This is a genomic window from Actinoplanes sp. NPDC024001, assembly GCF_040638955.1.
Lineage (GTDB): Bacteria > Actinomycetota > Actinomycetes > Mycobacteriales > Micromonosporaceae > Actinoplanes.
The window spans coordinates 19,691-32,397 of the sequence record NZ_JBEZZB010000064.1 but is presented as its reverse complement, the minus strand read 5'-3'; the positions used below and the strand labels follow the sequence as shown (position 1 = coordinate 32,397).

Here is a 12,707-nt window from a genome sequence, read left to right as displayed (position 1 = left end):
ACCAGGAGACCACCTATGACACTGCAATTCACCGCGCCCGCCGAGGACCTTGAGAGCACGGTGGTGATCACCGACAAGGTCGACATCGAGGCGCTGGCCGCGGTCTACCGCCGCGTGCACGCCGCCGACCTGCACCTCATCGACCACAGCACGCCGACCGTCGAGGAGCGCCTGATCTGGACCGCGGAGGCCCCGGGCTTCCAGGCCGCGCTCGGCTACGTCGGCAGCGAGCTGGTCGGCACCGTGATGGGCTGTCCGCTGCCGGCCGAGACCCTGTGGTGGCGGGACCTCACCGACGCTACCGACCCGGACCTGGCGGTCGAGTGGGAAGGGCGCACGTTCGCCGTCTGCGAGGCCTTCGTGCTGCCCGAGTTCCGCCGGCATCGGCTGGGTGTCCGGATGACCAACGAGTTGCTGCAGCAGCGCACCGAGGAGCGGGTGTCGCTGGCCGTCACCGAGACCAACACCCGGGTCTGGCACGCTCTGCAGCGACTGCGCTTCCAGCACGTCGGCGACCTGGTGCCGTTCCCCGGCTGGCGCTCGCACCGGATGCTGGTCCGGGACCTGCCGCTGAGCTCGTCGCGATAGAGGTTCCGGGGCCGGCACCGGCCGGCCCCGGTCCACCTCAGGGGCGCTGCGCCGCCTTGCGGTAGGCGAGCAGGCCCAGCACCAGACCGGCCAGGCCGGCGACCAGGCCCGCGATTCCCCAGGCCAGGCCGCTGTCGCCACCCTCGTCGGCGGTCGACGACTCGGCCGCCGCAGCCGGCGCCGACGCGGCGGCCGACGCCGCGGACGCCGCGGTCAGCTTCAGCACCGGCGCCGGGCTCTCCGGCTCGGTCCCGTCCGTGCTCGGCTCGTCGATCCAGCGCACCACCGTGCCGTCGGAGTACGTCTGCAGCGCCTTGAAGATCATCTGGTCGGCCTCCGGCAGCGGGCCGAGCGAGACGTCGAACTCCTGGAACGTGCCGGGCTTGATCTCCGAACCCGACGCCGCGGTCCAGGTGATCTTCGTGACCGCCTCGGTGATCTCGCTGTCGTGCGCCTTAATCGGGGTGGCCAGCTTCGTCTTGACCGGCGCCGCGGTCCACCCCGGAACCGGCTTGAGCGAGACCGACGCGACCGGCGCATCGGCCGGCAGGTTGATCTCGAGCTTGGTGGTCGACGCGGTGTCGCTCTCGTTGGGCACCCGGAACGTCACCTTGGTGTAGCCGCCCTGGGTGGCGGTGCCCGGGTTGACCGTCACGTGCGCGGCCGCGGGGCCGGCCACGGCCAGCACGAACGCGGCCGTCATGGCGGAGACGGCGGCGGCACGGCGCAGAACTGCTTGCTTCATCACGAGACCTTTCACGCCTTGCGGCGACGGACGTACAGGAAACCGGCGAGGCCGGCCAGAACAACCACCACGGCGACGACGATGCCGACGACCGTCCCGGTGCTGGACGAGGCCTTCTCCTCGATCGGCGGTGCGGCCGCTGCGGGGGAACTGGCCGAACTGGTCGGCTCGGCAGCGGGAGCTTCACTGACAGGCGGGGTGGCCTGCGGCGCGGACGGGTCGGCGACGGTGAACTGGTACGAGCCCTTCACCGTGTGCCCGTCGGTGGAGACCACCTGGTAGGCGACCGTGTAGACGCCGTTGGCGAGCGGGCCGTCCAGGGTGATCGTCCCGGTGCTGCCCTTCACCACCGGCTCGGAGGCCGGCACGAGCTGCGTGGCCACATCGGTGACGGTGATGGTCGTGTAGTCGGGATCCAGCTTCTGCAGGAACCGCAGCTTCACCTCGGTGGGTGACTTCGTCAGCGTCGCCTTCTTGGCCGGGCTGGCCTCGGCGAGCGCGTTGTGCGCCCAGGCCGGCGCGCCCGGCACGAGCACGAGCAGCAGCGCGGCGAGGGCGAGCAGGAGGCGGGCCGGGGCGCTCACGCGAGCACCCGCTCGCCGATCCAGCCACCCTCGGCGCAGCCGGGCGGGATGGCGAAGACCGCGGATCCGATCGGTGTCGTCCATTCGTTCAGTAGATCCTTCTCGGCGAGCCGCCGTTGAATGGGGAGGTACTGGCGGTTGATGTCGGCTTGGAACGAGGCGAAGACGAGGCCGCTGTCCGGTCGCCCGGCCGAATCCGGGGCCTCATCGTAGTTGTACGGCCGGCGCAGAATCTTGAACCGGGGATCGGTCATGTGTGCCCTGGTCACGTGCGCGTGGTCGGGCATCACCGGCAGCCCGGTCCGGTCCACCGCGGTGAAGTCGGGCTCGTCGCGCTCGGCCATGCCGGTCAGCGGGGCGCCGGACTCCATCCGCCGGCCCACCGCGGCCTCCTTGTCGGCGACGCTCAGCAGATCCCAGGTCTCGATCTCGGCCCGGATCCGGCGTACCACCAGGGTGGTGCTGCCGTCCGGCTGCCAGACCGCGGTCTCCATCGCCGCGTCCCGCGGGTTGGCGGTGCCGTCGAGCTGGCCGAGCACGTTGCGCTGGGTGAACCCGGCCGGGTGCACGCCCGGGCTGCGCCGGAAACCCCGCTGGACCCAGCGCACCGCCGCGAACGGCCGGGCGTCCTTGATCAGCATGCGCTGGGCGTGGGTGACGGTGAGCGCGTCGTCGGCGCAGATCTGCAGCAGCAGGTCACCGCCGCACCAGCGCTCCTGCAGCCGGTCGATGGCGAAACCGGGCAGGTCGGCGACCGGTGACGGGCGGCCGGCCGCGCGGTACAGGCCGGGGCCGAACCCGAAGGTGACGGTCAGGCTCGCCGGGTGCACGGCCAGCGGCGCGTCGGTGTCGCCCAGGGCGGGCTCACCCCGGGTGAGGCGGGCCGTGTCGTCGGTGAGCAGCCGCATCATCCGGCCCAGCGTGGTCCGGTCGGTGCCGCGCGCGAGGGTGAACGCGACGAACGCGGCGTGGGCCGGTGGCTCGTTGGTCACCCCCGCCTGGCGCGGACCGTGGAACGGCACCACCGCCTTCCCCGTATCCGAGATTTCGGATGTGCCGGACTGGGTGGGCCGGCGGTAGGCGACGGCGGCTCCGGCCGCGCCGAGGCCGGCCACCGCCCCGCCGGTCAACAGCGCCCGCCGGCCGATCGTCACGAGTGCGTACCCGGCTCGTAGCTCTCCTGCGCCCCCGCGAACGGCTTGGCGACCGCGGTGAACTCGACGCTGTCGCCGCTGCCCAGCTTGAGGGTGAAGGTCAGCTCGTCACCCGGCTTGATCGCGGCTGACGGCTTCATCAGCATCAGGTGGTCGCCGCCCGGGGCCAGCTCGTGGGAGGCGCCGGCCTTCACCACGAACCCGTCCGGCTGGGGCTGCATGACCATCTCGCCGTCCTTCATGGCCATGGTGTGCAGCTCGATCGGGGAGGCCGGCGAGGTCGCCGACTGCACGGTCACGTCGGCGCCGGTGTTGTTGACCAGCGTGCCGAACGCCGCGGTCATACCACTGTCGGCGGCCTTCACCCACGGGTCCCGCACGGTCAGCCCGGCCGCCGGCGGTGCGGGCGCGGCCCCGGCCGCGGTCTCGGACTTCGGCTCGGTCCCACCGCAACCGGTCAGGGCAAGGGCGGCGACGATCGCCACAGCGGCAACTCTCAGCATCATCTTCCTCAGGCTCGGGAACGCCCGTTAGTCGCCGGCCGGCCGGCGAAGGTTCCCGGGAATCTGCTGGGAACCGCGGGACACGTCGCGGCGACCAATGCTGCGACGCCTCCACCGGGACGCCGGGCGCGTCGACTGCAACCCCCTGGATGCCGGCGCACACCGCGCCGCCGACACCACGACGAGGACAGCCGATGGCCGTGACACCCGAGCTCACCGAAGTCGCCGAACCCGCACCGGCGAGCAGCCCGGAACGGCCGGCCCGCCGCCCGTCCGGCTTCGCCGCGCTGCTGCTGCGCCTGCACTTCTACGCCGGGGTGATGGTCGCGCCGTTCCTGGTGGTGGCCGCCGTGACCGGGCTGCTCTACACGGTCACCCCGCAGCTGGACGCGATGCTCTACGGCGACAAGCTGACCGTCGCGACGCCGGGCAGCACGGCACTCCCGCTGGCCGAGCAGATCGCCGCGGCGCGGGCCGCGCACCCGAACGGCACGCTCGCCGCGGTCCAGCCCGGCAGCGGCGACGAGACCACCCGGGTGGTCTTCTCCCAGCCGGAGCTGGGCGAGAACCAGCACACCGTGTACGTGGACCCGTACACCGCCGACGTGCGCGGACAGCTGACCACCTGGTGGGGTTCCACCCCGGCCACCACCTGGCTCGACGACCTGCACCGCAACCTGCACCTGGGCGACCTCGGCCGGCACTACTCGGAACTCGCCGCCAGCTGGCTGTGGGTGCTCGCCCTCGGCGGCATCGTGCTCTGGTGGCGGCGCCGGCGCAGCGTCCGCGGCATGCTCACCCCGGACCTGTCGGCCCGCAGGGGCGTACGCCGCACCCGTGGCTGGCACGCCGCCACCGGTGTCTGGCTCGCCGTCGGCCTGCTGATCCTCTCCGCCACCGGGCTCACCTGGAGCCGCTACGCGGGCGGCAACTTCACCATCGCGCTGGACACACTCGACGCGAACCGTCCCGCCCTGGAGGTTCCCGGCGCCACCGCGTCGGCCGGCGGTCACCACGGCGGCGGTGGCGACTCGCCCTCCGAGGCCGACCCGGCCGCCGCGGACACGGTCCTGCGGGTCGCCCGCGACAACGGCCTCACCGGGCCGGTCGAGCTGACCCTGCCGGAGACCGGCGGCCAGGCGTGGACCGTCGCCGGCATCGACAACACCTGGCCGGTCGGGCTCGACCGGGTCGCCGTCGACCCGGCCACCGCGACCGTGGTGGCCCGCAGCGACTTCGCCGACTGGCCGGTGCTGGCCCAGCTCAGCAAGCTCGGGGTGCAGGCGCACATGGGCGTCCTGTTCGGACCGGCCAATCAGATCCTGCTCGCCGCCCTCGCGATCGGGCTGCTCTGCGTGATCCTCTGGGGTTACCGGATGTGGTGGCAGCGGCGGCCCACCCGTACCGATCGGCGTGCCCTGACCGGCGCCGCGCCGGCGCGTGGGGCCTGGCTCGGCCTGCCGGCCTGGGTCATCGTCGTGGGTGTGCCGGTGGTCTTCGCGGTCGGCTGGGCGATGCCGCTGCTGGGCGTGCCGCTGGTCATCTTCCTGCTGGTGGACGCGGTGGTGGGGGGTCTGCGCGGCCGGCGTGCCGGAGCACCTCGCTGATCAGGTGGCGGGTCGCCTCGTCCGGCAGGAAGTAGAAGACGTTGCGCCCGCGGCGCTGCCGCCGGACCAGGCGCGCGTCCAGCAGGCATCGCAGGTGGTGGGCGACCGCGGTGGGATCGGTGGGCACCTCGGCCGCCAGCTCCCCCGCGGTCCGCTCCCCCTCGCGCAGCAGGATCAGGATGTGCAGCCGGTGCTCGTAGGCCATGCCGCGCAGCACGGTGACCGCCCGGCCGAGCAGCGCCGGCGTCATCGGGCCCACCGCCGTGCGCCGGTGACCAGCGCGGAGAGCGCCAGGGTTCCGGTGGCGGCCAGGGCGATGCTCGCGCCGGCCGCCAGATTCCACCGGTACGACGCGGAGAGGCCGGCCAGTCCGCTCAGGACGGCGAACGCCATCGCCAGGGCGGTGAGCAGCGCCGGCCGGCTGGTCCAGAGCCGGGCGGCGGCCGCCGGGGCGACGATCAGCGCGACGGCCAGGATGGTGCCCACCGCCGGCACCAGGGTCACCACCACCGCCTCGATCAGCAGGAGCAGCAGGAGCAGCCAGGCGCCGGTGGCGAATCCCGCGGCCCGGGCGCCGGACGGGTCGAAGGCGGTGAAGCTCAGCGGGCGGGCGCACACCAGCAGCACCGTGGCCACCAGCACCAGCACGGCACCGGTGATCAGCAGATCGGTCACGGTGACCGTCAGGATCGAGCCGACCAGGAAGGACGACAGGTCCCGGCTGAACCCGCTGCGCAGGGCGACCAGCCCGGCCCCGATCGCGAACCCGGCGGAGAGCACCACGCCGGTCGCCGCCGCCGCGTTCTGTCCCGGGCGGCGGCTCAGCGCGGCCACCCCGAGGACCACGGCGACCCCGGCCACCATGCCGCCGAGCAGCAGGTTCACCCCGAGCAGGGCGGCGAGCACGACACCGGGGAAGGTGGCGTGGGTCAGCGCCATGGTCAGGAACGACAACCGGCGCAGGACCACGTGCACGCCGACCAGACCGGCGAGCGCACCGGCCAGGACCACCTCGGCGACCGCCCGGTGCAGGGCGTCATCCCAGTTCACGCGTCGACCTCCGAACGGCGCCGAGGGGCAGCAACAGGAGATAGGCGGCGACCAGCGTCAGCACCACGGTGGACGCCGAGGTGAGGGCGATGCCGTGGCCGACCGAGGCGTGCCAGCTGACCAGCAGCCCCGCGTAGCCGGCGGCCAGGATCAGACCGGTGCCGGCCAGCGCCATCACCACCGGCCGGTCGGTGACCAGGCGGGCGGCCGCGGCCGGGACGACCAGCAGGGCCACCACCAGGATGGTGCCGACGGCACGGACCGCGGCGACCACCACCAGTGCGACGATCACGTTGAGCCACAGGTCCAGCCAGAACACCCGGTAGCCGGCCGCCGCCGAGCCGGCCGGGTCGAACGCGCGGAACAGCAGCGCCCGGGCGCCGACCGCGAGCAGCACCAGGATCACCACGGCGAGCGCCGCGGTCTCGGCGATCTGCCGGCCGGTCACCGTGAGCAGCCGGCCGAACAGGAAGGTCGTCGGGTCCGAGGTGTACGACGACCGCCGCGACACCAGCACCACACCCACCGAGAACATCGCGGTGAGCACCACCGCCGTGGACACGTCGTCGGTGACCGCGCCGCGCCGGGTCAGGAAGGTCAGCGCGACCGCGGTGACCAGGCCCGCGACCAGCGCGCCGGGGAAGATCCCGTCGGTCCCGCCGGCCAGGAACCCGATCACCACGCCCGGGAAGACGGTGTGGGTGAGCGCGTCCGAGACGAACGACAGCCGCCGGGCGAAGACGAAGACCCCGACCGGGCCGCAGATCAGCGCCAGCAGTGCGATCTCGATCAGGGCGCGGCCCATGAACGGTACGGTGAACGGCTCGATCACGGGCGGCCGTTCACCTGGCACACCTCGTCGGCCAGCTCCCGGGCCAGGGTGAGGTCGTGGGTGCTGATCACGATCGCGACGCCGGCCGCGGTCAGGTCCCGCAGCACGGTCAGGATGCTCTCCTGGCTGGCCGCGTCGACACCGTTGAACGGCTCGTCGAGCAGCAGCATGCGCGGCTCGGCGGCGATCGCCCGGGCGAGCAGCACCCGTTGCCGCTGCCCGCCGGAGAGCAGCCCGAAGCGCCGGCCGGCCTGCGCGGCGAGCCCGACCCGTTCCAGCGCGTCCCGGGCGGCCCGGCGGTCGGCCGCGCCGGTGGGCCGGAACCAGCCGATCCGCCGGTACCGGCCCATCAGCACCACCTGGCCGGCGGTGACCGGGAAGTCCGCGTCCAGGTCGCCGATCTGCGGGACGTAACCGCAGCGGTCACGGCCGCGTTCCGGGGTCTGCCCGAAGACGCGGGCGGTGCCGCCGAGAACGTCGGCCAGACCGACCGCGGAACGGATCAGGGTGGACTTCCCGGCGCCGTTCGGGCCGACCAGTGCCAGGCACCGGCCGGCCGGCAGCTCGAGGTTCACGTCGGTGAGGACCGGCGAGCCCCGGTAGCCGACGCTGACCCCGGCGTACTCCAGAACGGTCATCAGCTCAGCGCTTCGACGATGACCCGGGTGTTGTGCTCCTCCGCGGCGAGGTAGGTGCCGTCGGGGCCGAGGCTGTCGCCGTACAGGGCGTCCTCGCCGGCGACCACCTTGACGCCGGCCTGCCGGGCGATGGTCTCCGCGCTCTTCGCCGGCAGCGAGCTCTCCGCGAAGATCGCCTTCGCGCCGGTCGCCTTGATCTTGCCGACCAGGTCGGTGAGCTGCTGCGCGGAGAGCTCGGCCGAGGTGTCCAGGCTGGGGATGACCGAGCCGACGAACTCCAGGCCGTAACGGTCCATGTAGTAGCCGAAGGCGTCGTGGTTGGTGACCAGCTTGCGGTTGGTGAGCTTCGCGAAGGCGGCGGCGTTGTCGGCGTCCAGCCTGTCGAGCTTCGCCGAGTACGCGGTCAGGTTGGCGGAGAAGGTGGCCGCGTCAGCCGGGGCGGCCGCGGTGAGGCCCTTCTCGATGTTCGCCACCATCAGCTTGGCGTTGCGCGGGTCGTGCCAGATATGGGGGTCGTGCTCTTCCTCGTGACCCGCTTCCGCCTCCTCCTCTTCATGGGCGTGGCCGCCCTCGCGCAGTTTCACACCCTGGCTGGAATCGACCACGGCGCCCTGGAAACCGGCCGCCTCAATGGTGCGGTCCAGCCATTCCTCCAGGCCGACACCGTTCTTCACCACGATCTTCGCCTCGCCGATCGCCTTGATGTCGGCGGGCGTCGGCTCGTACTCGTGCGGGTCGACGTTGGGCTTGATGATCTGGGTGACGTCGATCCGGTCGCCGCCGACGTTACGGACGAAGTCCGCCACCTCGGGAGTGGTGGCGACCACCTTGAGCTTGGCCGGTTCGGCCGACGAAGCGTTTCCGGAACCACATCCGACGAGCGCGAGAACCGTCACCGCCGCGACGGCGAAAACACCAGGAATTCGTTTCACGAAAGGGAACGGTAGGGGCCCGCGCTATTTATCGTCTAATGAAGAGATGACGATACGTGCTTATATCGTCCGCAGATCCAGGGTGTGCCACACCGCCGCCTCCCGGTCCCCGGTGGACCACCAGAGCATCCCGTCGCGGGTGGCCGCCACGTCGGCCGCGTCCGCCAGGGTGACGCTGTTGCCGGACTGCAGGTCGTGCACCAGCAGCCCGGCGGCGCCGGTCAGATCGGTGTCCGGGCGCGGCTGGGAGAGCACCTCGAAGCGGTCCAGCACGGCGACGTCGGTGACCGCCGACTGGGTGCCGGGCCCGGCGATGCGCCGGCGCTCGGAGCCGTCCGGGCGCATCAGGTCGATCCGGGCCAGGCCGTCACCGGACATCACCATCACCCGGCACCAGGACGGGCTGCACATGTTCCACTCGGCGCCGGAGGCGGTCACCCGTACCTCACGGCCGGTGTCCATGTCGCGCATCCGGATCGTGCCGGCCTGACCGCCCACGTCGTCGGTGAGCCAGGGCCAGGCGGTGAGCGCCCACTGGCCCGGCTCGTCGCGGACCCGGACCGCGCCGCCGGTCAGCGCCACCGACCGGATCTCGGTGCGGTCGTCGCCGTCACCGGCCGCCCAGTGCACCCGGCCGCCGGCCACCACCAGGTCGTGCTGGTTGCCGTAGAACAGGACGTTGCCGGTGTCGGCGGTCAGCCGGCGCGGTGCGCCGGCGGCGTCCACCCGCGCCGCCCAGATCTCCACCGGCCGGTCCCCCACCGACTCGGTCCACAGCAGATCGGCGCCGGCCGCGGTCAGATTGTCGAAGCGCGGCTCGCCGGCCTCCGGGAGGCGGCGCAACTCGCGGGCGGGGCCGCCGGCCGGCTCCACCACCAGCCGGACGAAGCCGCCCTCGGTGACGGTGCCGACCGCGGTGGTGGCGTCGAGGAAGAGCAGCGGTTCGACGGTCAGGTCGCGCAGGTCGGCGCGTTCGGCCGACGGCCAGAGCGCCTCCACGGTGGGCCGGGCCGGTGCCGGGGACGGCTGCTCCGGCAGTCCGCCGGCGAGCAGGGCTCCGGCGGCGAGCAGGGCGGTGACCAGGGCGATCCGGGAGCGGGTGATCATTCGTACGGCTGCTTCGGTGGAGTGATCGGCTGCCACTGCGCGACCTCCAGATAGGCGATCTCCGCCTGGTTCACCGGGTCGGTGCCGCGCCGGGTGCTGTGCGTCCCGGTGACCTGGATCCAGGTGCCGGCCGGCACGTCCACCACCGGGCCCCCGGTCAGGCCCACCTTGATCGGCCGGCCGTCCGCGGCGCAGCAGCTCATCACGATCCGGGCCAGCATCGGCGCCCCGTCCGGGCCGGGCGCGACGAACCCGGTCAGCCGCACCCGGCGGCCGGCCAGACTGCGGCCGTCGTCGAAGAGCGCCCGGGAGGCGTAGTCGAGCAGGCCGATCGGGGCCGGATCGTCCGACGGCAGCGCCGCATAGTCCGAGTCGGACACCGGCAGCGTGCCCGACTGCCCCGCGGTGAACGAGCCGAGCGCCGGCGGGGCCACCAGCAGCAGGCCCAGCACCGGGAGGATGAGCAGCCAGCCCACCCTCGGCTCGTGATGACCATGACCGTGGTCGTCGCGGGGCCGGCGTTCGTACAACAGGGTGGCGATCGCGGTCGCCACCAGCGCGACCCCCGCCGCGATCAGGAAGGGCCGCAGGCCCTCCTTCACATACCGCAGGTAGAGATCGGAGAGCGACGCCCGCAGGATCGCGCCGCCGAAGAGCAGCAGCACCACCGCCTGCGCCTGCCGGTTCACAGCAGCACCGCCCCGGCGGCCGAGCCGGCCAGCACCGCCACCACGAAGGTGGCCGGCGCGAACCGGGCGGTGAACCGGCGGCCGAACACGCCCGCCTGCATCGAGATCAGCTTGAGGTCGACCATCGGCCCCACCACCAGGAACACCAGCCGGGACGTGAGCGAGAACTGCGACAGCGAGGCCGCCACGAAAGCGTCCGCCTCACTGCAGATCGACAGCAGCACGGCCAGCACCGCGAGCGCCAGCACCGACAGCACCGGGTTGCTCGCCAGCGTCTGCAGCCAGGCCTCCGGCACCAGCACGTTGATCGTCGCGGCGGCCGCGGCGCCGAGCACCAGGAACCCGCCGGCGTGCACCACGTCGTGCCGGCACGCCGACCAGAACGCCCGGCCCTTCGGCGCGCCCTCCAGGTCCGGCCGGTGCGGCAGCCGGATCCAGTCGGTGCGGCCGAGGCGCAGCCACAGCCAGCCCATCACCATCGCCACCACCAGGCTGGCAAGCCCGCGGGCCAGCACCATCTCCGGGTTGCCCGGGAACGCCACCGCCGTCGCGGTCAGCACGATCGGATTGATCGCCGGCGCCGCCAGCAGGAACGCCAGCGCCGCGGCCGGCGTCACCCCGCGCCGGATCAGCGAGCCGGCGATCGGCACGCTGCCGCACTCGCATCCCGGCAGCACGACGCCCGCCATGCTGGCCGCCGGCACCGCGAGAGCCGGGTGCCGCGGCAGTGCCCGCGCCCAGAACGACCGCGGCACGAACACCGCGATCACCGCCGACAGCAGCACCCCGAAGACCAGGAACGGCACGGCCTGCACCAGCACCGACACGAACACCGTGGTCCAGGTCTGCCAGCGCGCCCCGTCGACCAGCCCGGACAGCCACCCGCGGAAGATCACCAGCAGCACGAGCAGCGCCGCCAGCACCTCCACCGATCCGGCCCCGGGCCGCTGCCGGCCCGTGCGCTCCAACGTGCCGGCCCCGGTCACCCTCACTCGCTCCCCTGCCGTCGGCTGCAGCGAAGAAATCTACCGGTTGCGCGATGCGCGACAAGGGCGACAACCCGATCGGGTACGGGTTACGCATGCGCCCGTGGCTACCCCGCGACCATCCACATGCGCCAGGCCGTCCGGCGCGCTGCGGGCTCATCCTTCCGGTCCCGCTTACGGGCTGGCCGCCAGGAACAGGAAGACCGCGAGCAGACTGAGATGCAGACCGCCCTGGAGGATGTTGGCCCGGCCGGGGACGACCGTGAGCGTGCCCACCACGACGGTGAGCACCAGCAGCACCATCTGCGTGCCGCCCAGGCCGAGGACCAGCGGGCCGGGCAGCCAGATCATCGCTATGGCGATGGCGGGGATGGTCAGGCCGATGCTGGCCATCGCCGAGCCCAGCGCCAGGTTGAGGCTGGTCTGGATGCGGTCGCGGGCGGCGGCACGGACCGCCGCGATGGTCTCCGGGAGCAGCACCAGCAGGGCGATCACCACACCGACCACAGCGTGCGGCAGGCCGGCGTTGACCACGGCGGACTCGACGGCCGGGGAGATGCCCTTGGCGAGGCCCACCACGGAGATCAGCGCCAGCAGCAGGAGACCGAGGCTGTTCAGGGCGGTGCGGGAGGACGGCGGGTCGACGTGCTCCTCGGCGTCGATCACCTTGCCGGACGTGGTGATGGGCAGGAAGTAGTCCCGGTGCCGGCGGGTCTGGACGGCCACGAACAGCAGGTAGAGGCCGAGCGAGACCACCGCGGCGAAGCCCAGCTGGGCGGGGGTGAACTGGGGGCCCTGGCTGCTGGTGGTGAAGGTCGGCAGCACCAGGCTGAGGGTGGCGATCGCCGCGACGGTGGCGAAGGCCGAACCGGTTCCCTCGGGGTTGAAGACCGCGATGCGCCGGCGCATCGCGCCGACCAGCAGGGAGATGCCGAGGATGCCGTTGCAGGTGATCATGACGGCCGCGAACACGGTGTCGCGGGCCAGCGACTGGGACTTCTCGCCGCCGCTGATCATGAGGGTGACGATCAGGGCGACCTCGATCACGGTGACCGCGACCGCGAGGATCAGCGATCCGTAGGGTTCACCGACCCGGTGCGCCACCACTTCGGCATGGTGGACGGCGGCGAGGACCGCCGCGCCGAGCAGCACCGCGACGACCACCACCGCGGGCGGCGGGAGGTCGCGTCCCCAGGTCAGGATCAGGGCCGCGACAGCGAGAATCGGGACGTAGACGGTCCAGCGGGACAAATAAGAAAGGATCTTCGGCATCACCTGTCAACTCTGCCAAA

At 72.7% G+C, this 12,707-nt stretch carries 15 protein-coding genes; 2 read left to right on the top strand and 13 right to left on the bottom strand.

The window, feature by feature from the left end; translation table 11 throughout:
- The first annotated feature begins 15 nt into the window (after window positions 1-15).
- Window positions 16-588, top strand: a complete 573-nt coding sequence (locus tag AB0F81_RS24625; protein WP_360200835.1) for a GNAT family N-acetyltransferase — start codon at window positions 16-18, stop codon at window positions 586-588.
- 37 nt (window positions 589-625) lie between these two features.
- On the opposite strand, the gene AB0F81_RS24620 is transcribed toward AB0F81_RS24625, so the two are convergent.
- The 4 genes from AB0F81_RS24620 to AB0F81_RS24605 are packed head-to-tail and all read right to left on the bottom strand — an operon-like array spanning window position 626 to window position 3,577.
- Entirely contained in the window at window positions 626-1,333 is a 708-nt protein-coding gene (locus AB0F81_RS24620) for a YcnI family protein (protein WP_360200834.1), read from the bottom strand.
- Window positions 1,334-1,344: 11 nt separating this feature from the next.
- Entirely contained in the window at window positions 1,345-1,917 is a 573-nt protein-coding gene (locus tag AB0F81_RS24615) for a copper resistance CopC family protein (RefSeq protein ID WP_360200833.1), read from the bottom strand.
- The gene (locus tag AB0F81_RS24610; RefSeq protein WP_360200859.1) at window positions 1,914-3,065 is read right to left on the bottom strand and encodes a Dyp-type peroxidase; all 1,152 of its coding nucleotides are present in this window, start codon (window positions 3,063-3,065) and stop codon (window positions 1,914-1,916) included. Before AB0F81_RS24610 ends, AB0F81_RS24615 begins: the two co-directional genes overlap by 4 nt.
- Window positions 3,066-3,067: 2 nt before the next feature.
- Window positions 3,068-3,577 carry a copper chaperone PCu(A)C gene (locus AB0F81_RS24605; protein WP_360200832.1) on the bottom strand — a complete coding sequence of 170 codons (510 nt, stop codon included), beginning with the start codon at window positions 3,575-3,577 and terminating at the stop codon, window positions 3,068-3,070.
- A 191-nt stretch (window positions 3,578-3,768) separates the two neighbouring features.
- Here AB0F81_RS24605 and AB0F81_RS24600 point away from each other — a divergent pair, with 191 nt between their 5' ends.
- Window positions 3,769-5,181, top strand: a complete 1,413-nt coding sequence (locus tag AB0F81_RS24600) for a PepSY domain-containing protein (protein ID WP_360200831.1) — start codon at window positions 3,769-3,771, stop codon at window positions 5,179-5,181.
- Here AB0F81_RS24600 and AB0F81_RS24595 read toward each other — a convergent pair.
- The 9 genes from AB0F81_RS24595 to AB0F81_RS24555 form a co-directional block, all read right to left on the bottom strand.
- Window positions 5,114-5,431: a metalloregulator ArsR/SmtB family transcription factor gene (locus tag AB0F81_RS24595; protein ID WP_360200830.1), complete on the bottom strand. Its 318-nt coding sequence runs from the start codon at window positions 5,429-5,431 to the stop codon at window positions 5,114-5,116. The genes AB0F81_RS24600 and AB0F81_RS24595 overlap by 68 nt on opposite strands.
- On the bottom strand, window positions 5,428-6,231 hold the full coding sequence (locus AB0F81_RS24590) for a metal ABC transporter permease (protein WP_360200829.1): 804 nt from the start codon (window positions 6,229-6,231) through the stop codon (window positions 5,428-5,430). Before AB0F81_RS24590 ends, AB0F81_RS24595 begins: the two co-directional genes overlap by 4 nt.
- Window positions 6,218-7,063, bottom strand: a complete 846-nt coding sequence (locus AB0F81_RS24585) for a metal ABC transporter permease (RefSeq protein ID WP_360200828.1) — start codon at window positions 7,061-7,063, stop codon at window positions 6,218-6,220. Before AB0F81_RS24585 ends, AB0F81_RS24590 begins: the two co-directional genes overlap by 14 nt.
- Window positions 7,060-7,701 (bottom strand): ABC transporter ATP-binding protein, encoded by a 642-nt coding sequence (locus AB0F81_RS24580; protein WP_360200827.1) that lies wholly within the window; start codon window positions 7,699-7,701, stop codon window positions 7,060-7,062. Before AB0F81_RS24580 ends, AB0F81_RS24585 begins: the two co-directional genes overlap by 4 nt.
- Window positions 7,701-8,633 (bottom strand): metal ABC transporter substrate-binding protein, encoded by a 933-nt coding sequence (locus AB0F81_RS24575; protein ID WP_360200826.1) that lies wholly within the window; start codon window positions 8,631-8,633, stop codon window positions 7,701-7,703. The genes AB0F81_RS24580 and AB0F81_RS24575 overlap by 1 nt, the downstream gene beginning before the upstream one ends.
- Window positions 8,634-8,693: 60 nt before the next feature.
- Window positions 8,694-9,740, bottom strand: a complete 1,047-nt coding sequence (locus AB0F81_RS24570; RefSeq protein WP_360200825.1) for a hypothetical protein — start codon at window positions 9,738-9,740, stop codon at window positions 8,694-8,696.
- Window positions 9,737-10,429: a TIGR03943 family protein gene (locus AB0F81_RS24565; RefSeq protein ID WP_360200824.1), complete on the bottom strand. Its 693-nt coding sequence runs from the start codon at window positions 10,427-10,429 to the stop codon at window positions 9,737-9,739. Before AB0F81_RS24565 ends, AB0F81_RS24570 begins: the two co-directional genes overlap by 4 nt.
- Entirely contained in the window at window positions 10,426-11,421 is a 996-nt protein-coding gene (locus AB0F81_RS24560) for a permease (protein ID WP_360200823.1), read from the bottom strand. Before AB0F81_RS24560 ends, AB0F81_RS24565 begins: the two co-directional genes overlap by 4 nt.
- Before the next feature lie 168 nt (window positions 11,422-11,589).
- Window positions 11,590-12,687: an ionic transporter y4hA gene (locus tag AB0F81_RS24555; RefSeq protein ID WP_360200858.1), complete on the bottom strand. Its 1,098-nt coding sequence runs from the start codon at window positions 12,685-12,687 to the stop codon at window positions 11,590-11,592.
- Between the last annotated feature and the right edge of the window lie 20 nt (window positions 12,688-12,707).

What these genes read in the sequence shown, in the direction of transcription:
- AB0F81_RS24620 (WP_360200834.1), bottom strand. Translation starts at nt 1,333, where the DNA reads ATGAAGCAAGCAGTTCTGCGCCGTGCCGCCGCCGTCTCCGCCATGACG.
- AB0F81_RS24555 (WP_360200858.1), bottom strand. Translation starts at nt 12,687, where the DNA reads ATGCCGAAGATCCTTTCTTATTTGTCCCGCTGGACCGTCTACGTCCCG.
- AB0F81_RS24600 (WP_360200831.1), top strand. Translation starts at nt 3,769, where the DNA reads ATGGCCGTGACACCCGAGCTCACCGAAGTCGCCGAACCCGCACCGGCG.
- AB0F81_RS24570 (WP_360200825.1), bottom strand. Translation starts at nt 9,740, where the DNA reads ATGATCACCCGCTCCCGGATCGCCCTGGTCACCGCCCTGCTCGCCGCC.
- AB0F81_RS24595 (WP_360200830.1), bottom strand. Translation starts at nt 5,431, where the DNA reads ATGACGCCGGCGCTGCTCGGCCGGGCGGTCACCGTGCTGCGCGGCATG.
- AB0F81_RS24605 (WP_360200832.1), bottom strand. Translation starts at nt 3,577, where the DNA reads ATGATGCTGAGAGTTGCCGCTGTGGCGATCGTCGCCGCCCTTGCCCTG.
- AB0F81_RS24625 (WP_360200835.1), top strand. Translation starts at nt 16, where the DNA reads ATGACACTGCAATTCACCGCGCCCGCCGAGGACCTTGAGAGCACGGTG.
- AB0F81_RS24580 (WP_360200827.1), bottom strand. Translation starts at nt 7,701, where the DNA reads ATGACCGTTCTGGAGTACGCCGGGGTCAGCGTCGGCTACCGGGGCTCG.